The organism is Salmonella sp. SAL04214, assembly GCF_046550615.1.
In the GTDB taxonomy this organism is placed as follows: Bacteria; Pseudomonadota; Gammaproteobacteria; order Enterobacterales; family Enterobacteriaceae; genus Salmonella; species Salmonella enterica.
In genome coordinates, this window is record NZ_JBGDXT010000004.1 from 327,213 (window position 1) to 349,222 (window position 22,010).

General features: G+C 54.9%; 22 protein-coding genes. 15 read left to right on the plus strand and 7 right to left on the minus strand.

What is annotated here, in order from left to right:
• Positions 1-19: 19 nt before the first annotated feature.
• The 3 genes from ACLJQD_RS09745 to mdtH all read right to left on the minus strand — a co-directional run bounded on the left by ACLJQD_RS09745 (position 20) and on the right by mdtH (position 2,624).
• Positions 20-580, minus strand: coding sequence for a lipoprotein (locus tag ACLJQD_RS09745; protein WP_000713054.1), 561 nt, complete (start codon positions 578-580; stop codon positions 20-22).
• 124 nt (positions 581-704) lie between these two features.
• Positions 705-1,352 (minus strand): glutaredoxin 2, encoded by a 648-nt coding sequence (gene grxB / locus ACLJQD_RS09750; protein ID WP_000780893.1) that lies wholly within the window; start codon positions 1,350-1,352, stop codon positions 705-707.
• A gap of 63 nt (positions 1,353-1,415) precedes the next feature.
• Positions 1,416-2,624, minus strand: a complete 1,209-nt coding sequence (gene mdtH, locus ACLJQD_RS09755; RefSeq protein ID WP_017440962.1) for a multidrug efflux MFS transporter MdtH — start codon at positions 2,622-2,624, stop codon at positions 1,416-1,418.
• A 236-nt stretch (positions 2,625-2,860) separates the two neighbouring features.
• Between mdtH and rimJ the strand changes: the two genes are divergently transcribed.
• From rimJ to murJ, 4 genes are all read left to right on the plus strand, one after another.
• A complete protein-coding gene (gene rimJ / locus ACLJQD_RS09760) occupies positions 2,861-3,445 on the plus strand; it encodes a ribosomal protein S5-alanine N-acetyltransferase (RefSeq protein WP_017440963.1) in 585 nt (194 codons plus the stop codon).
• A 35-nt stretch (positions 3,446-3,480) separates the two neighbouring features.
• Positions 3,481-4,128 carry a YceH family protein gene (locus ACLJQD_RS09765; protein WP_000873047.1) on the plus strand — a complete coding sequence of 216 codons (648 nt, stop codon included), beginning with the start codon at positions 3,481-3,483 and terminating at the stop codon, positions 4,126-4,128.
• A gap of 1 nt (position 4,129) precedes the next feature.
• Entirely contained in the window at positions 4,130-5,053 is a 924-nt protein-coding gene (locus ACLJQD_RS09770; RefSeq protein ID WP_001259725.1) for a Gfo/Idh/MocA family protein, read from the plus strand.
• A 303-nt stretch (positions 5,054-5,356) separates the two neighbouring features.
• A complete protein-coding gene (murJ, locus tag ACLJQD_RS09775) occupies positions 5,357-6,892 on the plus strand; it encodes a murein biosynthesis integral membrane protein MurJ (protein ID WP_001537775.1) in 1,536 nt (511 codons plus the stop codon).
• Between the two features lie 81 nt (positions 6,893-6,973).
• Here the strand turns inward: murJ and flgN are convergent, their stop codons facing one another.
• From flgN to flgA, 3 genes are all read right to left on the minus strand, one after another.
• The gene (gene flgN / locus ACLJQD_RS09780) at positions 6,974-7,396 is read right to left on the minus strand and encodes a flagella biosynthesis chaperone FlgN (RefSeq protein ID WP_000197547.1); all 423 of its coding nucleotides are present in this window, start codon (positions 7,394-7,396) and stop codon (positions 6,974-6,976) included.
• 4 nt (positions 7,397-7,400) lie between these two features.
• Positions 7,401-7,694 (minus strand): flagellar biosynthesis anti-sigma factor FlgM, encoded by a 294-nt coding sequence (flgM, locus tag ACLJQD_RS09785; RefSeq protein WP_000020893.1) that lies wholly within the window; start codon positions 7,692-7,694, stop codon positions 7,401-7,403.
• Between the two features lie 91 nt (positions 7,695-7,785).
• Positions 7,786-8,445, minus strand: a complete 660-nt coding sequence (gene flgA / locus ACLJQD_RS09790) for a flagellar basal body P-ring formation chaperone FlgA (RefSeq protein ID WP_017440964.1) — start codon at positions 8,443-8,445, stop codon at positions 7,786-7,788.
• 156 nt (positions 8,446-8,601) lie between these two features.
• On the opposite strand from flgA, the gene flgB reads away from it, so the two are divergent.
• The 11 genes from flgB to flgL all read left to right on the plus strand — a co-directional run bounded on the left by flgB (position 8,602) and on the right by flgL (position 18,457).
• Complete coding sequence (gene flgB, locus ACLJQD_RS09795; RefSeq protein WP_000887043.1) at positions 8,602-9,018, plus strand: flagellar basal body rod protein FlgB; 417 nt, start codon at positions 8,602-8,604, stop codon at positions 9,016-9,018.
• A 3-nt stretch (positions 9,019-9,021) separates the two neighbouring features.
• Positions 9,022-9,426, plus strand: a complete 405-nt coding sequence (gene flgC / locus ACLJQD_RS09800; RefSeq protein WP_001196448.1) for a flagellar basal body rod protein FlgC — start codon at positions 9,022-9,024, stop codon at positions 9,424-9,426.
• 11 nt (positions 9,427-9,437) lie between these two features.
• Positions 9,438-10,136 (plus strand): flagellar hook assembly protein FlgD, encoded by a 699-nt coding sequence (gene flgD, locus ACLJQD_RS09805; RefSeq protein WP_000020450.1) that lies wholly within the window; start codon positions 9,438-9,440, stop codon positions 10,134-10,136.
• Positions 10,137-10,162: 26 nt separating this feature from the next.
• Positions 10,163-11,380 carry a flagellar hook protein FlgE gene (flgE, locus tag ACLJQD_RS09810; RefSeq protein WP_017440965.1) on the plus strand — a complete coding sequence of 406 codons (1,218 nt, stop codon included), beginning with the start codon at positions 10,163-10,165 and terminating at the stop codon, positions 11,378-11,380.
• A 20-nt stretch (positions 11,381-11,400) separates the two neighbouring features.
• The gene (locus tag ACLJQD_RS09815; protein ID WP_000349278.1) at positions 11,401-12,156 is read left to right on the plus strand and encodes a flagellar basal body rod protein FlgF; all 756 of its coding nucleotides are present in this window, start codon (positions 11,401-11,403) and stop codon (positions 12,154-12,156) included.
• A gap of 13 nt (positions 12,157-12,169) precedes the next feature.
• Positions 12,170-12,952 (plus strand): flagellar basal-body rod protein FlgG, encoded by a 783-nt coding sequence (flgG, locus tag ACLJQD_RS09820; RefSeq protein WP_000625851.1) that lies wholly within the window; start codon positions 12,170-12,172, stop codon positions 12,950-12,952.
• A gap of 53 nt (positions 12,953-13,005) precedes the next feature.
• A complete protein-coding gene (gene flgH / locus ACLJQD_RS09825; protein ID WP_001174897.1) occupies positions 13,006-13,704 on the plus strand; it encodes a flagellar basal body L-ring protein FlgH in 699 nt (232 codons plus the stop codon).
• An 11-nt stretch (positions 13,705-13,715) separates the two neighbouring features.
• Positions 13,716-14,813, plus strand: coding sequence for a flagellar basal body P-ring protein FlgI (locus ACLJQD_RS09830; protein ID WP_001518955.1), 1,098 nt, complete (start codon positions 13,716-13,718; stop codon positions 14,811-14,813).
• Positions 14,813-15,763: a flagellar assembly peptidoglycan hydrolase FlgJ gene (flgJ, locus tag ACLJQD_RS09835; protein WP_000578685.1), complete on the plus strand. Its 951-nt coding sequence runs from the start codon at positions 14,813-14,815 to the stop codon at positions 15,761-15,763. The genes ACLJQD_RS09830 and flgJ overlap by 1 nt, the downstream gene beginning before the upstream one ends.
• A gap of 64 nt (positions 15,764-15,827) precedes the next feature.
• Positions 15,828-17,489 (plus strand): flagellar hook-associated protein FlgK, encoded by a 1,662-nt coding sequence (gene flgK / locus ACLJQD_RS09840; RefSeq protein WP_000096425.1) that lies wholly within the window; start codon positions 15,828-15,830, stop codon positions 17,487-17,489.
• A gap of 14 nt (positions 17,490-17,503) precedes the next feature.
• A complete protein-coding gene (gene flgL, locus ACLJQD_RS09845) occupies positions 17,504-18,457 on the plus strand; it encodes a flagellar hook-associated protein FlgL (RefSeq protein ID WP_001223032.1) in 954 nt (317 codons plus the stop codon).
• Positions 18,458-18,713: 256 nt separating this feature from the next.
• Here the strand turns inward: flgL and rne are convergent, their stop codons facing one another.
• Positions 18,714-21,920, minus strand: coding sequence for a ribonuclease E (rne, locus tag ACLJQD_RS09850; protein WP_017440966.1), 3,207 nt, complete (start codon positions 21,918-21,920; stop codon positions 18,714-18,716).
• Between the last annotated feature and the right edge of the window lie 90 nt (positions 21,921-22,010).

Sequence of the window (22,010 nt, forward strand, 5' to 3'; positions counted from 1 at the left end):
GCGAGCGCGCCCTCCGATATCAATTGGTGAAAGGAATAACGATTTCACCAGGTTTAACTTCAATGCCTTTCGCGAGTTTCTTCGCTAACGCTTCGCCTTTACTGCTGTCCTCACGCAACACGTAAGCGGGCCGCTGGTTAAAGTAGCTACGTAAAGACTGATTTAAATAGGGCAGGAGCGTTTGTAGCACCGATTGCATTTTCTCCGGCGTCACGGTGGCGTCTACTACTTCCATCTCCTGAAGATAGATGGCGCCTTTTTCTTTATCAAAGACCGGCAGGGCTTTTAGCTTGAGTTTCATCGTCGCTTTTTGACTGCCAAACAGGGAATTCATATCCAGCCTGGCATCGCCAGTAAGGGTGACTTTATTAGGCTCTTCCCGACCAATCTGGCTGGCAAGGTTAGTCAATACGATATGCGCGTCGGCAATGCCGGGCAGACCAATATCTTTTGAGAAATTATTCCGTTTTTCAAGCGCTTGATTGATTTCTTGTTCGCTAATGGTGTATTGCGTAAGTTGATTACAACCCACTAACAGGCCGCTAACTACCAGCGCAGCGGCAAAAAAAAACTTTTTCATGGCGTTCCTTAGCATGTTGCCTGTGCCCTAATCTTGACACAAAGCAGCATGTCGCGCCAGCGGACATGGCGCCACTAGAAAAAGCTGAAAAAGGCGGCAAGAAAGGGTTGCCGCCTGGCGGGAGTTAGATAGCCATTGAGGAGAGTAAATTAATTTGCGTCTGCTTCGCCATATTATCGCGATAGTCCGCGACTTTTGTCGGCCAGTGGATACCGGCGACCAGCGTCAGATTACGCAGAAGCGGAAACAGATGAATATCATCTTCCGATAATTCACCGTTAACGGCGTTAGGCTGTACGATGAGTTTATCCAGCAAACGTAAATCATCGCCGATCTTTTTAATCAGTCCGGCAGAGTGCGCAAGATGGTTGTCAAAACTGCCAGATGAGGCTTCTTTTTTGCGGATAAAATACTGGCGCGCCGCAGGGGTAGAAAATTCATCGAAAGCGGATTTTGCAAATCGCGGCAGCAGTAGCTGATTAACGTAACCGTTAACTTTGCGCAACCACTCTTCAATGGCTGGATTGCGTTTCCCGGTTAACAGCGGTTTGCCGTCGAGGTTGTCGACATAATGTACAATATCCATACTTTCAGGAAGGTAGCGACTATCATCTTTTTGCAGGATGGGCACCATCTTTTGACCAATCATCCGGGTGGGCGTCGCCTCGTCGTCATTTTGTAACACGTTAAGTTCAACGGGGATGTTCTTCAGGCCGAAAATCATGCGGGCTTTAACGCAGAAAGGGCAATGATCGTAAATATAAAGCTTCACGTTTCTCCTCCATTTGACTGTCGGTATCTGACCAGTATGGAGGAGATAGCGACAGGTATCAAATCAGGCGCCGGGTTCCAGCATCCGGCGCGGCGTGCGCTTATGACTAAATTGCCAGCCTAAAGCCAAAAAGGTGATGAAGCCGATAATACCGAGCATCATCCACGGTAGTTCAGGCTGCGCAAGCGCTTTACCCATATCAAACAACCAGCCGCCGCCGATATAACCAATCGCGCCGCCAATGGCTAATCCCAGACGGCTAAAGCCCATATAGCTTCCCCGCGCCCTCGCGTCCGCGAGCGACGCGCTGAGCGTTTCGCGCGCCGGTTCGGCGATAACCGAGCCGATGTAGAAAGCGCAAATAAGCGTAAAAAGCTGCTGTAAATTGCCCACCATCCCGATGGGGAGCATGCTCAGCGACATGACGAGCAAACCGGCCATCAGCCGATGCTCCAGCCGAAAACGCTTTTCGCTCCAGCGGGCAATCGGGTAGAGCAACGTCAGCGAGAGACACGCCTCAATAGCGTACATCCATTTCACGGCAGCAGGCGAACCGGCGATATCGTTTACCATAATCGGCAGCATTAACATGACCTGTACCGCCAGCATATAGTAGCCCGCCAGCGTCAGCACGTAGGTGACAAACCTTTTATCGCTCATGACGCGGCGCATTCCTTCACGCACCGGCGTTCTGACCGTTGATAGCTTCCAGGCCGGAAGCAGCCATGCGTTGAAAAGGGCGCATAATATGAACAAAATAGCGCCCGTCGCGCAGACCAGGCGAAAATCGTATTGTAGCAACCAGCTTCCCAGCAGCGCGCCAATCACCGCGCCCGCGCTGTCCTGCATCATCAACAGAGAGAAGAAGCGGCCCCGTTGCTCCGGACGAATTAATTTGACCACCAGCGCTGAACGCGGCGGGTCAAAAAGCGTACCGCCGAGACCGGAAAGAAAGCAGGAAAACCACAAGAGCCAGGGGTCATGCGCGATACCCATGGTGGCAAAGCCTGCGGCGCGCATCAGCATACCGGTGACAATCATCGGTTTCGCGCCAAAGCGATCGGCGATGGCGCCGCCAAAAATGCCCAGACCTTGTTGAATAAACTGGCGCAGACCGAGCGCGATCCCTACCATTACGGCAGCCCACCCCATTTGATCGACAAAGCGAATAGAGATGAGCGGGAAGACGACGAAAAAACCCAGCACCACCAACATGTTATCGATGAGAAGAAAATATTTACCCAGGTTCCTCGCCTGCGAGACGCGCGACATTTCCCCTCCCGGGAAATAAAAGATGAGCGTCTTCTATTCTGCGGCGGCGTTTCGTTTTTTCCTACCGTTAGCGGGACAATATTTTTTTATCAAAAGTCCTTTTTAATCGAGAGTTTTCATCAAAATGTGGCAGCAATTCAAAAAATGACGATTTGCGCTTTTCACAGAGCCTGGTTGCGCAGGTATAGTAATGTTACTGGCGTGCTGAAGACGTTACAGGAAGGAGTAGGTATAGAATGTTTGGCTATCGTAGTAACGTGCCAAAAGTGCGCTTAACCACCGATCGTCTGGTGGTACGTTTAGTGCATGAGCGTGATGCCTGGCGTCTGGCCGATTATTACGCGGAAAATCGTCATTTTTTAAAACCCTGGGAACCGGTCCGTGATGAAAGTCATTGTTATCCTTCAGGATGGCAAGCGCGTCTGGGAATGATCGGTGAATTTCACAAACAGGGCTCCGCCTTCTATTTCGCGCTACTTGATCAGGAAGAAAAAGAAATTATCGGCGTGGCGAATTTTTCCAATGTGGTGCGCGGTTCTTTTCATGCCTGTTATCTGGGCTATTCCATTGCGCAGAAGTGGCAGGGGCAGGGGCTGATGTTTGAAGCCTTAACCGCTGCGATTCGCTATATGCAGCGCACTCAGCATATCCACCGCATCATGGCGAACTATATGCCGCACAACAAACGTAGCGGCGCGTTGCTGGCGCGGCTTGGCTTTGAGAAAGAAGGCTATGCGAAAGATTACCTGTTGATTGATGGACAATGGCGCGACCATGTCCTGACGGCGTTAACCACGCCGTTATGGACGCCGGGGCGTTGAGCGGCTTACGGAATGAGAGGCAAAGGGAGAAAACGATGAAATATGAATTAACCGCCACTGAAGCGCGAGTGATTGGCTGTCTGCTGGAAAAGCAGGTGACAACGCCGGAACAGTATCCGCTTTCCGTCAACGGGGTGGTGACAGCCTGTAATCAGAAAACCAACCGTGAACCGGTGATGAACCTGACGGAACAAGAGGTACAAGAACAGCTCGATAACCTGGTGAAACGCCACTTTTTGCGTACGGTCAGCGGGTTTGGCAACCGCGTCACCAAATATGAACAGCGTTTCTGTAATTCCGAATTTGGCGATCTGAAACTTAGCGCGGCGGAAGTGGCGCTCGTCACTACGCTGCTGCTGCGCGGCGCGCAAACGCCCGGCGAGTTGCGTAGTCGGGCGTCGCGGATGCATGAATTCAGCGATATGGCGGAAGTTGAATCCACGCTGGAACGGCTTGCCAGTCGTGAGGACGGCCCGTATGTCGTCCGTCTGGCGCGTGAACCGGGTAAGCGCGAAAGCCGTTATATGCATCTTTTTTGCGGCGACGTCGATGAACTGTCTCTCCAGACGTCTGCGCCGGAAAGTGCGTCGGGCGATCTTCAGTCGCGCGTCGAAGCGCTGGAAAGCGAAGTGGCGGAGTTAAAGCAGCGGCTGGATTCTTTGTTAGCTCACCTGGGAGAGTAATGTGAGAACATTACGGATTGGCATTGTCGGGTTAGGCGGTATTGCGCAGAAGGCCTGGCTGCCGGTATTAACCAACACCGCCGGATGGACGTTACAGGGCGCCTGGTCTCCTTCGCGGGATAAAGCCTTACGTATTTGCGAAAGCTGGCGCATACCGTATGTGGATTCGCTGGCGAATTTAGCGTCCGGCTGCGATGCGGTCTTTGTCCACTCCAGTACCGCAAGCCATTATGCCGTGGTCAGCGAACTTCTCAATGCCGGCGTCCATGTCTGCGTGGATAAACCGCTGGCGGAAAATCTACGTGATGCCGAACGGCTGGTGGCGCTGGCGGCGCAAAAAAAATTGACGCTGATGGTTGGCTTTAATCGCCGTTTCGCGCCGCTGTACCGCGAGCTGAAGACGCGCCTCGGCACTGCGGCGTCACTGCGTATGGATAAACATCGTACCGATAGCATCGGGCCGCACGACTTACGTTTTACTTTGCTCGATGACTATCTGCATGTCGTGGATACCGCTCTGTGGCTGGCGGGCGGCGAGGCGCGCCTTGCCAGCGGCACGTTGCTCACCAGCGAGTCCGGCGAAATGTGCTATGCGGAACATCATTTTTCCGCCGACAAACTACAAATTACCACCAGTATGCACCGGCGCGCCGGAAGTCAGCGTGAATCGGTCCAGGCCGTCACCGACGGCGGGCTGTATGACGTGACGGATATGCGTGAATGGCGCGAAGAGCGCGGGCAGGGTATTCTCATCAAACCCATTCCGGGTTGGCAAACGACGCTTGAACAGCGTGGTTTTGTCGGATGCGCGCGGCATTTCATTGACTGCGTACAAAATCAGACGGTTCCGGAAACGGCGGGGGAGCAGGCGATTTTGGCCCAGCGCGTCGTGGAGGCACTGTGGCGGGACGCCATCAGCGAATAACCCTCTGTAACATCTGGCGGTAGTAATTCATCGTAATCCAGGTACTATACCCTCAATAATTCGAGTTGCAGAAAAGCTAACGCACATGCAGCTCGAAGTATGGCGGGTATATATGCCCACTCTACATAATACCTCTTTTCACAGTGAATAATGGCAAACCGTGGGGAGTCTGTAAGGCCTGATAAGACGTTTTAACGTCGCCGTCAGGCGCGGTGATACAGCCGGATACGGCAGAAGTTGCGTTATCCGGTCGATGGATCAGCCATGCAGGAGTTTTACGCCAGGGTCTGGAATACAAAAGAAATGAATTTATTGAAATCGCTGGCTGCCGTCAGCTCGATGACTATGTTTTCACGCGTGTTGGGCTTTGCCCGTGATGCGATTGTCGCCAGAATTTTTGGCGCAGGGATGGCGACCGACGCCTTTTTTGTGGCGTTTAAACTCCCCAATCTACTACGCCGGATCTTTGCCGAAGGCGCTTTTTCTCAGGCCTTTGTGCCTATCCTGGCGGAATATAAGAGCAAGCAGGGTGAAGAAGCGACGCGGATCTTTGTCGCTTACGTTTCCGGCCTGTTGACGCTGGCATTGGCCGTCGTGACGGTGGCCGGTATGCTGGCCGCCCCGTGGGTGATTATGGTAACCGCGCCGGGTTTTGCCGATACTGCGGATAAATTCGCGCTGACGACGCAACTGCTGCGGATTACGTTTCCCTATATTCTGCTGATCTCGCTGGCTTCACTGGTTGGCGCCATTCTCAACACCTGGAATCGCTTCTCTATTCCCGCTTTTGCGCCGACATTTCTTAATATCAGCATGATCGGTTTTGCATTATTCGCCGCGCCATACTTTAATCCGCCGGTGCTGGCGTTAGCCTGGGCAGTCACCGTCGGCGGCGTGCTGCAACTGGTGTATCAACTTCCGTATTTGAAAAAGATCGGTATGCTGGTGCTGCCGCGCATTAACTTTCGCGACACCGGGGCGATGCGGGTGGTCAAACAGATGGGGCCGGCGATTTTGGGCGTTTCCGTCAGTCAGATCTCCCTTATCATCAATACCATTTTCGCCTCGTTTCTGGCCTCCGGCTCGGTCTCATGGATGTACTATGCCGATCGGTTGATGGAGTTCCCGTCCGGCGTGCTGGGCGTGGCGTTGGGGACCATCCTGTTGCCGTCATTGTCGAAAAGTTTTGCCAGCGGCAATCATGATGAGTACTGCCGCCTGATGGACTGGGGGCTGCGTTTGTGCTTTTTACTGGCGTTGCCGAGCGCGGTAGCGTTAGGCATTCTGGCGAAGCCGCTGACGGTCTCGCTGTTTCAGTATGGTAAATTCACCGCCTTTGATGCGGCGATGACGCAGCGGGCGTTAATCGCCTATTCGGTGGGGCTGATTGGCTTGATCGTCGTAAAAGTGTTGGCCCCGGGCTTCTATTCTCGCCAGGATATTAAAACGCCGGTGAAAATCGCCATAGTGACGTTAATCATGACGCAGTTAATGAACCTGGCGTTTATTGGACCGCTGAAACACGCCGGGCTGTCGCTCTCTATTGGTCTGGCGGCATGTCTCAATGCGTCGCTGCTGTACTGGCAACTGCGCAAACAGAATATCTTTACGCCACAACCGGGTTGGATGTGGTTCCTGATGCGTCTGATCATTTCCGTACTGGTGATGGCTGCCGTATTGTTCGGCGTGTTGCATATTATGCCGGAGTGGTCGCAAGGGTCGATGTTATGGCGTTTGCTACGTTTGATGGCGGTAGTGATCGCGGGTATCGCGGCCTATTTCGCCGCGCTTGCCGTGCTGGGCTTTAAAGTGAAAGAGTTTGTTCGCCGGACGGCGTAAATTCAGTGCCTGATAGCGCTGTGCTATCAGGCCTACAAGGCATTCAGGCCGGAAAGGCGCAACGTCGCCATCCGGCAATGATTAGATAGAAATTTTTTTACCGCCGCGGTGAGAGACGGAAGTCTGACCGTCAGCCCCGTACAAGGTCGGCTCCTGGTGAGGTTTCAGCACCTCCAGCGCCTGTTGATTACGCTCGATTTGCCCTTCCAGCAGCCAGCCGTTGTGCTGGTTGAGGTCGCGAAGATGCTGCGTTTTTTCGGTAATCGCCTGCCAGCGCTCTGCAATGTCATCGTTTGCGCTACGCTGCGCGTTCTGCTCCAGACGGCGCTGTTGTTCCAGATAATCCAGCGTCGCCAGCAACGAGCTTTTTTCTTCTGTAATACGCTGTAGCTGGCTGCCGTTAATCTGGCCTACGGAAAGCTGTTGTTGCTCGGCGTCCATCACCGTCTTCAGGTCATTCAGGACGGTGGTCATCTGGTCAAGTATTTCTGACAAACGAGTCATACGCTTATTTACTCTGTAAGTAGCTCTGCGCCTCGCGAATGAGCGAGTCTGCTATTTTTCCCGTATCCATTTTTAACTCACCGTTACGGATAGCCGTTTTTAATGCTTCGACGCGTTCCATATTAATGTCGCTGACGCCTGGCTGCATGAGCTTCGCTTGCGCGTCGCTTAACGTTACGCTGGCGCTCGTCGCGGCGGACGTTTTTTCCTGACGCGTTTTTTGTACCGGCGTGTCGCTGGTTTCGCGCGTCTGGACAGTGCTAACGGGTTTCAAAGGTGAGGTACGGTCAATGCTCATTTATTTATCCTCATCGAGGGTTACGTTGTAGCGGCCAGCTACCATCATGGTTGAATATCTCATCGGCAGCCGCGACAAAATCTTTACACAATTATAGGTTAATAAGAATATTCCCATCAGAATCGACGGTTCCACTCACGATTTGACCCGATGTCATGCGCACGCGCGCATTTTGCGCGACGGCGGCATTATTCATCGCCTGACCTTCCGCATTGACGCTAAACCCCTCGCCATTGGCGATGACCTGTACTCGTTGACCCGCTTTGACGCGCCAGGCCTGACGTATCATCGTAAGCTGTACCGGCTGCCCGGGAGCGAGATCGCGCAAACTGACGGCATCCTGAATCTGACGGATATCCAGTACCGTTCGCGGCGGTAACTGATCCAGCCTGCCACGTTTTAACGTGACGTTGGCCAGCGTCAATTTTCCGCCGCGCGCGACGGGCGCGGCAACGGCGACATAATTGCCGGTCGCTTGCACATTCACCTGCAAATAACGTTTTTCATTGGCGCAGCGCGCCACCACATTGACGTTGCCCCACAGCTTCGCGCTGCCCGTCATGCTGAAGGCTGGCTGCTCGCAGCTCGGCAGCAGATTGGGCGGTGAACGGAGCGTGACTACCACCTCGTCGCTGAAGCCAGCCAGACGCTGGGAAAACCACGTGGTCAGCTGGGCGTTGATGTCCTGCGCCATTGTCAGGGGGCTGAACAGCAAAGCCGCCACGGCGAATCCTCGTTTTAACGTTTGCATGGTACTTCCCCCTGGTTGATGTCATGACAGGATTCTACCCGTGTGAAGCAAGCATCAACGCAATAAATAGCGACGCATTTTGCGTTTATTCCGGCGATAACGCGCGCGTGAAGGCATTTAAGCTGTCGGCTGAATTTTGCCATTTGCGGAGGAGATATGCTCGACAGGCTCGATGCCGCCTTACGATTTCAGCAGGAAGCGCTAAATCTGCGCGCGCAACGTCAGGAAATATTAGCGGCGAATATCGCCAATGCCGATACGCCGGGGTATCAGGCGCGCGATATTGATTTTGCCAGTGAGTTAAAAAAGGTGATGGTGCGTGGACGGGAAGAAACCGGCGGCGTCGCGTTAACGTTGACTTCCTCTCACCATATTCCCGCCCAGGCGGTCTCTTCTCCCGCAGTGGATCTGCTTTACCGCGTACCCGATCAGCCTTCTTTGGATGGCAACACCGTAGATATGGACAGGGAACGTACGCAGTTTGCGGATAACAGTCTCAAATATCAGATGGGGCTTACCGTTCTGGGTAGCCAACTCAAAGGCATGATGAATGTGCTACAGGGAGGAAATTAATTCGTGGCGCTGTTAAACATTTTTGATATTGCCGGATCGGCGCTTGCCGCACAGTCCAAGCGGTTGAACGTTGCGGCCAGTAACCTGGCGAATGCGGATAGCGTCACCGGCCCGGACGGACAGCCTTATCGCGCCAAACAAGTGGTTTTTCAGGTGGATGCCGCGCCGGGTCAAGCCACTGGCGGGGTAAAGGTCGCCAGCGTGATTGAAAGTCAGGCACCGGAAAAGCTGGTTTATGAGCCAGGCAATCCGCTGGCGGACGCTAATGGTTACGTCAAAATGCCCAACGTCGATGTGGTCGGCGAAATGGTTAACACGATGTCAGCCTCGCGCAGCTATCAGGCAAATATCGAAGTCCTGAATACCGTAAAAAGCATGATGCTTAAAACGCTGACATTAGGCCAGTAAAGGAGGCGCGTATGTCTATTGCCGTAAATATGAATGACCCGACCAACACGGGCGTCAAAACGACGACCGGCAGCGGGTCGATGACCGGAAGCAACGCTGCCGATCTGCAAAGCAGTTTCCTGACCTTACTGGTCGCGCAATTGAAGAACCAGGACCCGACTAACCCATTACAAAATAATGAGTTAACGACGCAGTTGGCGCAAATCAGTACCGTGAGCGGCATTGAAAAACTGAATACGACGCTGGGGGCTATTTCCGGGCAAATCGATAATAGTCAGTCCCTACAGGCGACCACGCTGATTGGACATGGCGTTATGGTACCTGGCACCACAATTCTGGCGGGTAAAGGCGCGGAAGAAGGGGCCGTGACGTCCACGACGCCGTTTGGCGTGGAATTGCAACAGCCTGCGGACAAAGTGACGGCAACCATTACCGATAAAGATGGCCGGGTGGTACGGACGCTGGAGATCGGTGAGTTGCGAGCCGGGGTACACACCTTTACCTGGGATGGTAAGCAAACGGACGGAACAACGGTACCGAATGGTTCTTACAACATTGCGATTACCGCCAGCAATGGCGGGACGCAACTGGTGGCGCAGCCGCTGCAATTCGCTCTGGTACAGGGCGTGACGAAGGGCAGTAACGGCAACCTGTTGGATCTGGGTACCTACGGCACCACCACACTCGACGAAGTTCGGCAAATAATCTAAGCCCTTACACTTATCAGGAGTCAGTCATGTCTTTTTCTCAAGCGGTTAGCGGCCTGAACGCTGCGGCCACCAACCTTGATGTTATCGGTAATAACATCGCCAACTCCGCCACCTATGGCTTTAAGTCCGGTACGGCATCATTTGCCGATATGTTCGCCGGTTCCAAAGTGGGGCTGGGCGTAAAAGTGGCGGGGATTACCCAGGATTTTACCGACGGTACGACAACGAACACCGGGCGCGGGCTGGATGTCGCGATTAGCCAGAACGGTTTTTTCCGCCTGGTAGACAGCAACGGTTCCGTGTTCTATAGCCGCAACGGCCAGTTCAAACTGGACGAGAACCGTAACCTGGTCAATATGCAGGGGATGCAGTTGACCGGCTATCCGGCCACCGGTACGCCGCCGACCATTCAGCAGGGGGCGAATCCTGCACCGATCACCATTCCGAACACGCTGATGGCGGCGAAATCGACCACCACCGCGTCAATGCAGGTGAATCTGAACTCAACGGACCCTGCGCCGTCTAAAACGCCCTTTAGCGTGAGTGATGCGGACTCGTATAACAAAAAAGGCACCGTCACCGTTTATGACAGCCAGGGTAATGCCCATGACATGAACGTCTATTTCGTTAAAAGCTCTACCAAAGATAATGAATGGGCCGTGTACACCCATGACAGTAGCGATCCTGCAGCCACTGCGCCAACGACGCCATCTACAACGCTGGAGTTCGATAAAAGCGGAATACTGCAATCTGGTGGTACGGTTAGGATCACCACCGGTGAGATTAATGGCGCCACGCCTGCGAACTTCTCCCTCAGCTTCCTTAACTCCATGCAGCAGAACACCGGGGCTAACAACATCGTCGCCACCAATCAGAACGGCTATAAGCCTGGCGACCTGGTGAGCTACCAGATTAACAACGACGGCACCGTAGTTGGCAACTACTCCAACGAGCAGGAGCAGGTGCTGGGGCAGATAGTGCTGGCTAACTTCGCCAACAACGAAGGTCTGGCATCTCAGGGCGATAACGTCTGGGCGGCAACGCAGGCTTCTGGGGTAGCGCTGCTGGGGACTGCCGGTTCCGGCAACTTCGGTAAGCTGACGAACGGCGCGCTGGAAGCCTCTAACGTGGATTTGAGTAAAGAGCTGGTGAATATGATCGTCGCGCAGCGTAACTACCAGTCGAATGCGCAGACCATCAAAACCCAGGACCAGATCCTCAATACGCTGGTTAACCTGCGCTAAGCGCCTGACGGGATAGCTTAATGGATCACGCAATTTATACCGCTATGGGGGCGGCCAGCCAGACGCTTAACCAGCAGGCGGTAACGGCCAGCAACCTGGCTAATGCCTCGACGCCGGGCTTTCGCGCACAGCTTAACGCGTTACGCGCGGTGCCTGTTGATGGCCTCTCTTTAGCAACGCGCACGCTGGTTACGGCGTCGACGCCCGGGGCGGATATGACCCCGGGTCAGTTGGACTACACTTCCCGCCCGCTGGATGTTGCGTTGCAGCAGGACGGCTGGCTGGTGGTGCAAGCGGCGGATGGCGCTGAAGGATATACCCGTAACGGGAATATCCAGGTGGGCCCGACCGGGCAGTTAACCATTCAGGGACATCCGGTTATCGGCGAAGGCGGCCCGATCACCGTTCCTGAAGGGTCGGAAATCACCATTGCGGCAGACGGCACGATCTCCGCGCTCAATCCCGGCGACCCGCCAAACACGGTGGCGCCCGTTGGGCGACTGAAGCTGGTCAAAGCGGAAGGCAATGAGGTGCAGCGGAGCGATGACGGTTTATTCCGCCTTACCGCCGAGGCACAGGCTGAACGCGGGGCGGTACTGGCCGCCGACCCGTCAATTCGCATTATGTCGGGCGTGCTGGAGGGCAGTAACGTCAAGCCGGTTGAAGCGATGACCGACATGATCGCCAACGCACGTCGTTTTGAAATGCAGATGAAGGTTATCACCAGCGTAGATGAGAACGAAGGGCGAGCTAACCAACTGCTATCGATGAGTTAATACAGGACATTTTATGATCAGTTCATTATGGATCGCCAAAACCGGTCTGGACGCGCAGCAAACCAATATGGATGTGATTGCCAATAACCTGGCAAACGTCAGCACCAATGGTTTTAAGCGTCAGCGCGCGGTATTTGAAGATCTGTTGTATCAGACCATCCGCCAGCCGGGCGCGCAGTCGTCCGAGCAGACGACGCTGCCTTCCGGGCTGCAAATCGGTACCGGCGTGCGTCCGGTCGCCACGGAGCGCCTGCACAGTCAGGGGAACCTGTCGCAGACCAACAACAGTAAAGATGTGGCGATTAAAGGGCAGGGCTTTTTCCAGGTCATGCTGCCGGACGGTACGTCTGCCTATACCCGCGACGGCTCTTTCCAGGTGGATCAGAATGGTCAACTGGTGACGGCGGGCGGTTTTCAGGTGCAGCCGGCAATCACTATTCCGGCCAACGCGTTAAGCATCACGATTGGCCGCGACGGCGTGGTCAGCGTTACCCAGCAGGGGCAGGCCGCGCCGGTTCAGGTCGGGCAGCTTAACCTGACCACCTTTATGAACGACACCGGGCTGGAAAGCATTGGCGAGAACCTCTATATCGAAACGCAATCGTCCGGCGCGCCGAACGAAAGCACGCCGGGGCTCAACGGCGCGGGGTTGTTGTATCAAGGGTATGTCGAAACGTCGAACGTTAACGTGGCGGAAGAGCTGGTGAACATGATTCAGGTTCAACGCGCCTATGAAATTAACAGTAAAGCAGTATCGACGACCGATCAGATGCTGCAGAAACTGACGCAACTCTAAGGGGCCGCCGGTGGGGATACGCCACCGGCTCCCTGATTTTGAAGATGAAGGTAATGCAAAAATACGCGCTTCACGCTTACCCAGTTATGGCCCTGATGGTCGCGACGCTGACAGGATGCGCCTGGATACCCGCTAAACCGCTCGTGCAGGGGGCGACCACGGCGCAGCCGATACCTGGCCCGGTACCGGTGGCGAATGGCTCCATATTTCAGTCTGCGCAGCCGATTAATTATGGCTATCAGCCGCTTTTTGAAGATCGTCGACCGCGTAATATCGGCGATACGCTCACGATTGTGTTACAGGAAAACGTCAGCGCCAGTAAAAGCTCGTCGGCAAATGCCAGTCGCGACGGCAAAACCAGTTTTGGTTTTGATACGGTACCGCGTTATCTGCAGGGATTATTCGGTAATTCCCGCGCGGATATGGAGGCCTCCGGCGGCAACTCTTTTAACGGCAAAGGCGGCGCGAATGCCAGCAATACCTTTAGCGGCACGCTGACCGTGACCGTCGATCAGGTTCTGGCCAATGGCAATTTACACGTCGTGGGGGAAAAACAGATCGCGATTAATCAGGGAACGGAATTCATCCGCTTCTCCGGCGTGGTAAATCCACGCACCATCAGCGGCAGCAACTCTGTTCCCTCGACACAGGTGGCGGATGCGCGGATTGAATATGTCGGGAACGGCTATATTAACGAAGCGCAAAATATGGGCTGGCTGCAACGTTTCTTCCTTAATTTGTCGCCGATGTAAGCGAGGTGTATGTGTTTAAAGCTCTTGCAGGAATCGTTCTGGCACTGGTTGCCACTCTGGCGCACGCCGAGCGTATCCGGGATCTGACCAGTGTCCAGGGAGTACGGGAAAACTCGCTGATCGGCTACGGGCTGGTGGTCGGGCTGGACGGTACGGGCGACCAGACGACCCAGACGCCATTTACCACCCAGACGCTGAATAACATGCTGTCACAACTGGGGATTACGGTCCCCACCGGCACCAACATGCAGTTGAAAAACGTGGCGGCGGTGATGGTGACGGCGTCGTATCCGCCTTTTGCGCGACAGGGACAAACGATCGATGTCGTCGTTTCCTCAATGGGGAACGCTAAAAGTCTGCGTGGCGGGACGTTATTAATGACGCCGTTAAAAGGGGTGGACAGCCAGGTGTATGCTCTGGCGCAGGGCAATATTCTGGTCGGCGGCGCGGGCGCTTCCGCAGGCGGCAGTAGCGTGCAGGTTAACCAGCTTAATGGCGGGCGCATCACTAACGGCGCGATTATCGAACGCGAGTTGCCGACTCAGTTCGGCGCTGGCAACACCATTAATCTGCAATTGAACGACGAAGATTTTACGATGGCGCAGCAAATTACCGACGCCATTAACCGCGCCCGCGGTTACGGCAGCGCCACTGCGCTTGATGCGCGAACGGTACAGGTACGCGTGCCCAGCGGCAACAGCTCGCAGGTGCGTTTTCTGGCGGACATTCAAAATATGGAAGTCAACGTGACGCCGCAGGATGCAAAAGTCGTGATCAACTCGCGTACCGGTTCGGTGGTCATGAATCGGGAAGTCACGCTGGATAGCTGCGCTGTGGCGCAGGGCAATTTGTCAGTGACAGTCAATCGCCAGCTCAACGTCAACCAGCCGAATACGCCATTTGGCGGCGGGCAGACCGTGGTGACGCCACAAACTCAAATAGATTTGCGTCAGAGCGGCGGATCGCTACAGAGCGTGCGTTCCAGCGCCAATCTGAACAGCGTAGTGCGTGCGCTGAATGCGCTTGGCGCGACGCCGATGGACCTGATGTCGATTTTGCAGTCCATGCAGAGCGCGGGCTGTCTACGCGCCAAACTGGAAATCATCTGATGATCGGAGACGGTAAATTGCTGGCCAGCGCGGCCTGGGATGCGCAATCTCTGAACGAACTGAAAGCGAAAGCGGGCCAGGACCCGGCGGCGAATATCCGTCCTGTGGCCCGTCAGGTGGAAGGGATGTTTGTGCAGATGATGCTGAAAAGTATGCGCGAGGCTTTACCCAAAGATGGTTTATTCAGCAGCGATCAGACGCGTCTGTATACCAGCATGTATGACCAGCAGATCGCCCAGCAGATGACCGCCGGTAAGGGACTGGGGCTGGCGGATATGATGGTTAAACAGATGACGGGCGGGCAGACGATGCCTGCAGATGATGCGCCGCAAGTACCGCTTAAATTCTCCCTGGAGACGGTAAACAGCTATCAAAATCAGGCGCTGACCCAACTGGTGCGCAAAGCGATACCGAAAACGCCGGACAGCAGCGATGCGCCGCTCTCCGGCGACAGTAAAGACTTTCTGGCCCGGCTTTCGCTCCCGGCGAGACTGGCCAGCGAACAAAGCGGGGTGCCGCATCATCTGATTCTGGCGCAGGCGGCGCTGGAGTCCGGCTGGGGGCAGCGGCAAATCCTGCGGGAGAATGGCGAACCCAGCTATAACGTATTTGGCGTGAAAGCGACCGCCAGTTGGAAAGGGCCGGTGACGGAAATCACCACCACTGAATACGAAAATGGCGAAGCGAAAAAAGTGAAAGCGAAATTCCGCGTCTATAGCTCGTATCTGGAGGCGTTATCGGATTATGTCGCGCTGTTAACGCGTAACCCACGCTACGCTGCCGTGACCACTGCCGCCACGGCAGAGCAGGGCGCAGTGGCTCTGCAAAACGCCGGATACGCCACTGACCCGAATTACGCGCGTAAATTGACCAGCATGATTCAGCAGTTGAAAGCGATGAGTGAAAAGGTCAGCAAAACCTACAGCGCGAATCTCGACAATCTCTTTTAAATTGCTCAAGTCCACGTAGTCGCTGCCGATAACAACGAGTATTGAAGGATTAAAAGGAACCATCATGTCCAGCTTGATTAATCACGCCATGAGCGGACTTAACGCCGCGCAGGCCGCGTTAAATACGGTCAGTAATAACATCAACAATTATAACGTTGCGGGTTATACCCGGCAGACAACTATTCTGGCGCAGGCAAACAGTACGTTAGGGGCTGGCGGCTGGATAGGTAATGGCGTTTACGTTTCAGGCGTACAGCGCGAATATGATGCGTTTATCACTAATCAGCTACGCGGCGCGCAAAACCAGAGCAGCGGCTTGACCACGCGCTATGAACAAATGTCGAAAATCGACAACCTGCTGGCCGATAAATCCAGCTCACTGTCTGGCTCGCTGCAGAGTTTTTTTACCAGCCTGCAAACGTTAGTCAGTAATGCGGAAGATCCTGCGGCGCGTCAGGCGCTGATTGGTAAAGCGGAAGGGCTGGTAAACCAGTTCAAAACCACCGATCAGTATCTGCGCGATCAGGATAAACAGGTCAATATCGCGATTGGCTCCAGCGTGGCGCAAATCAACAATTACGCGAAGCAGATAGCTAACCTGAACGATCAAATCTCCCGTATGACGGGCGTAGGCGCGGGCGCATCGCCGAACGACCTGCTCGATCAGCGTGATCAGTTGGTCAGCGAGCTTAACAAGATCGTTGGCGTCGAGGTGAGTGTACAGGACGGCGGCACCTATAACCTGACGATGGCCAATGGCTATACGCTGGTGCAGGGGTCGACGGCGCGTCAGTTGGCGGCGGTTCCCTCCAGCGCCGACCCGACGCGAACGACTGTCGCTTATGTCGATGAGGCCGCCGGTAACATCGAAATTCCGGAAAAGTTGCTGAACACCGGTTCGCTCGGTGGATTACTGACGTTCCGTTCTCAGGATCTGGATCAGACTCGTAATACGCTGGGCCAGTTGGCGTTGGCGTTTGCCGATGCGTTTAACGCGCAGCATACCAAAGGTTATGACGCCGACGGCAATAAAGGGAAAGACTTCTTTAGCATTGGCTCGCCGGTGGTATATAGCAACAGTAATAATGCCGATAAAACGGTATCGCTAACCGCTAAGGTGGTCGACAGCACGAAGGTTCAGGCAACGGATTATAAGATTGTTTTTGACGGTACAGACTGGCAGGTTACTCGCACTGCGGATAACACCACCTTCACGGCGACAAAAGATGCTGACGGAAAACTGGAGATTGACGGTTTGAAAGTGACGGTAGGGACCGGCGCACAGAAAAACGACAGTTTTCTTCTCAAGCCGGTCAGCAATGCTATCGTCGACATGAACGTTAAAGTGACAAATGAAGCCGAGATTGCGATGGCGTCTGAGTCAAAACTCGATCCTGATGTGGATACCGGCGACAGCGATAACCGCAATGGTCAGGCATTGCTGGACTTACAAAACAGCAATGTAGTGGGCGGCAACAAAACCTTTAACGATGCTTACGCCACGTTGGTCAGCGATGTGGGTAACAAAACGTCAACGCTGAAAACCAGCAGCACCACGCAAGCGAATGTGGTTAAACAGCTTTATAAACAGCAACAGTCGGTTTCCGGCGTTAACCTCGACGAAGAGTACGGCAATTTGCAGCGTTATCAGCAGTATTATCTGGCGAATGCGCAAGTATTGCAGACCGCGAATGCGCTGTTTGATGCGTTACTGAATATTCGCTAAAGGAGAAGGATGACATGCGTATCAGTACCCAGATGATGTACGAACAAAATATGAGCGGCATCACTAATTCTCAGGCCGAATGGATGAAGCTGGGCGAGCAGATGTCTACCGGTAAGCGCGTTACCAACCCATCTGACGATCCGATCGCCGCGTCGCAGGCGGTAGTACTCTCTCAGGCGCAGGCGCAGAATAGCCAGTACGCCCTGGCGCGTACGTTTGCCACCCAAAAAGTGTCGCTGGAAGAAAGCGTACTCAGTCAGGTGACGACGGCGATTCAAACCGCGCAGGAAAAAATCGTCTATGCCGGAAACGGCACGTTAAGCGACGATGACCGCGCGTCGCTGGCGACGGATTTACAGGGGATCCGCGATCAGCTGATGAACCTGGCAAACAGCACTGACGGCAATGGTCGCTATATCTTTGCCGGGTATAAAACGGAAGCGGCGCCATTCGACCAGGCGACAGGTGGTTATCATGGCGGCGAGAAAAGTGTTACCCAGCAGGTGGATTCCGCACGCACGATGGTAATTGGCCATACGGGAGCGCAAATTTTTAATAGCATCACCAGCAATGCGGTGCCGGAACCGGATGGCTCGGACTCCGAAAAGAATCTGTTTGTCATGCTCGATACGGCAATTGCCGCGCTCAAGACCCCGGTGGAAGGCAATGACGTGGAAAAAGAAAAGGCCGCTGCCGCCATTGATAAAACCAATCGCGGCTTAAAAAATTCGCTTAATAACGTCCTGACCGTTCGTGCGGAACTGGGAACGCAACTGAGCGAACTCAGTACGCTGGATTCACTGGGAAGCGACCGTGCGCTGGGACAGAAGCTGCAGATGAGCAACCTGGTAGATGTGGACTGGAACTCGGTCATTTCCTCCTACGTCATGCAACAGGCGGCATTACAGGCGTCCTATAAAACGTTTACCGACATGCAGGGAATGTCGCTTTTCCAGTTGAACCGGTAACGCCTCTTTTTGAAACATATCACGAAACTGGATATGTTTTGTCTGCCCGCGCCATCCACCCCGGCGCGGGCATTTTTTTAGTCGTCATTGAGTTAGTGGTCATATTGTCGCGCCCGTAGCGACGCCATCCGTACGTATTATCCCGCCCAATCTCATAAACGCCTGGAGTGACTAAAAGACGCCATGGGGTGAGGCATCGCCCTGTAAGGGGCATAAAAAAGCCGACCTGGCGGTCGGCTTTGTATCGGTATTTACATCATTCTACCGGCTGTGGGCGTGTCGCCGGGGCGCTGGCGTGACGTGTGGCGCTGTGTCCGCCTGCTGCGCCTTTACCTTCAAAGTGGAAGGAAGGGCGCTGCCAGTCGCTATGGTGCGGGGGTTCCGGCACATATTCCGGCGCTGGCGCACGCGTCATCGGCGCGCTGGCGTGGTTATGATCGTCGTCAACGCAGACAACGTCCTGCGGCTTTTCCACCACCTGGGCCGGTGCGATAACGGTTTCTTCTGCCGTGTGCTCCACAACAGCCGCTTCCGCTTTTGTCTCTTCTTCTGGCTCGACAACGACAACATCAGCCACGTTTTCAGCCACCGTAATGGACGCGTCGGCGGTTTCTGCTACCGGTTCGGCGTCAGCAATAACCTCTTGCGCCACCGGCGTATCGCTTTCGGCAATCAGTTGCGGCTGTTCATCAACCGGCGCGGCAATCACTTCCGGATGCGTTGTCTCGACCTTGACGACTTCCGGCGCCTGTGGTTCGGCGACGGTCTGCGGCTCAACGGCAACGTTTTCTACCGCCTGTACCGACGCTTGTGGTTCGAGCGCTACGGTCGCAGCGATAACCTGCGGTTCAGCGACAACCGGTTGTGGCAGCGCCAGATCTGCTTCACGCTGCTCGTCAACAACCTGCGTTTCCTGAGGACGGACAATCGGGTAGCGGATCCAGACTTTACCGGACGCCATTTCCGGCGACGCGCAGGCGACGGTTAACGGCATCGGCGATTGTGTCGGGTAGCGCTCGTCACGATAGCGACGGCGACGCTGACCGCTTACGCGCAGGTGGCGCGGAGAACGGCGGGAGCGACGCGGCATACCGGTATTATCGCGAGGTTCTACGCTATCATCCTGCTCCGGCGTGATATCGGCAACGACAGGTAAATCAACTTTCGCCAGCTCGGTACGCGGCGCAGGAACGGGCTGTTCAACGTTTTCAACCGGGCGTGGTTCGTCGACGACGACCGGCGTATCAACCGTTTCAACCACTGCGCTGTTGGTAAAGCGGACTTTCTGATTAAGCTGACGCTGCTTGCGGCGCGGCTGAACCTGCTGAACGCGTTCTTCCTGCTCGGTCTCCTGGACAGGCTGTTCTTCGCGGTTAAGCGCTTTTACTTCCTGCTGCGCCTGGCGCTTGTCATCATTGCGACGGCGGCTGCGTTCGCGACGCGGCGTCTGTTGCTGCTCATCGCCGGTTTTCACTTTTTCCGCCGTTTCCTGCTGGCGGGTATCGCGCGTTTCCGCATTTTGCTGCTGCGCCTGGCGACGGTTACGACGATTATCGTCGCGGCTCTCGCCGCCGTCACGTCCGGCACGGTTATCACGGGTGTCGCGGCGTTCGTTACGATCGCGACGGTTGTTCTGCCGTGGCTTGCGACGATCCTGCTGACGCTCCGCTTTTTCTTCCGCTTTCGGCGCGGCTGTTTCGACGGTTTTCGTTTCTTCACCGCTGAACAGTTGTTTCAGCGCGTTAAGGAAGCGGCTAAACAGACCCGGCTGGGCAGGCTGCGCGGCGGCAACATTATCCTTTTTCGCCGTGGCGACGCTAACCGCCGGTTCGACAGGCGTCGGCGCCGGAGGCACATCTGGCATAGCGAATGTCGCCAGCGCAGGCTGTTCCGGGCGTTTACGCTCGGCGTACTCTTCTTCAGAAGGCAGCGCCATCGCTTCTTCGTGCAGCTTCGGCAGCATGTAGCTCAGGGTCGGCGTTTCTTCCCCTTTGCGTACGCGCAGCACGGAATAGTGCGGCGTTTCCATCTGATCGTTCGGGACGATGACACAGCGGACGCCATCCTGACGCGTCTCAATAGCGTTAACTGCCGTCCGTTTTTCGTTAAGCAGATAAGAGGCGATCGGCACCGGAACAATGGCATGGACTTCCTGCGTATTCTCTTTCAGCGCTTCTTCTTCAATCAGGCGCAGAATGGACAGCGACAGAGATTCGTTATCGCGCACGGTGCCGGTACCGCTACAGCGCGGACACACGTGATGGCTGGATTCGCCCAGCGACGGGCTCAGGCGCTGACGCGACATTTCGAGCAGGCCGAAGCGGGAAATATGGCTAATCTGAATACGCGCCCGGTCCTGACGCACCGCTTCACGCAGACGGTTTTCTACCGCGCGCTGGTGACGTACCGGCGTCATATCGATAAAGTCGATAACGATCAGGCCGCCCAGGTCGCGCAGACGCAACTGGCGGGCAATCTCATCGGCCGCTTCCAGGTTGGTATTAAACGCCGTTTCTTCGATATCGCCGCCGCGAGTCGCGCGGGCGGAGTTGATATCGATGGCGGTTAACGCTTCGGTACTGTCAATGACGATGGAACCGCCGGAGGGCAGGCGCACTTCACGCTGGAACGCTGACTCGATCTGCGATTCGATCTGGTAATGGCTGAACAACGGGATTTCACCGGTGTACAGCTTAATTTTGCTGCTAAAATCCGGGCGGCCCAACGCGGCGATATGCTGACGCGCCATTTCCATCACTTTTGGATTGTCGATCAGGATTTCACCGATATCCTGACGCAGATAGTCGCGAAACGCGCGTACGATGACGTTGCTTTCCTGATGGATCAGGAACGGCGCGGGACGGCTTTCAGCGGCTTTCTGAATGGCCTCCCAGTGTTTCAGGCGGAAGCTTAAATCCCACTGCAACGCTTCGGCGGATTTACCCACGCCTGCGGTACGCACGATAAGCCCCATCCCTTCAGGAAGTTCCAGGCTGGCCAACGCTTCTTTTAACTCGGTACGATCGTCGCCTTCAATGCGACGGGAAATACCACCCGCGCGCGGGTTATTCGGCATCAGCACCAGGTAGCTGCCCGCCAGACTGATAAAGGTGGTTAACGCCGCGCCTTTGTTGCCGCGCTCTTCTTTATCGATTTGAACAATGACTTCCTGGCCTTCGCGTAACACGTCTTTAATGTTCGGGCGACCATGAGCGCTGTAGTTAGCGGGGAAATATTCGCGGGCAATTTCTTTTAACGGGAGGAAACCATGGCGTTCTGCGCCGTAATCAACAAAAGCCGCTTCCAGGCTCGGTTCAATACGGGTAATTTTGCCTTTATAGATGTTCGCTTTTTTCTGCTCGTGTCCGGGGCTTTCTATATCCAGATCGTACAGACGCTGCCCATCTACAAGGGCGACGCGCAACTCTTCCTGCTGAGTCGCGTTGATTAACATTCTTTTCATCGTAACTTACTCATTATTCTTACGTTGACGACTAAGCTGCGGGCATGGTGACGCCTTACCGGGCATGAACCGATGGCCTCGTGACTATTT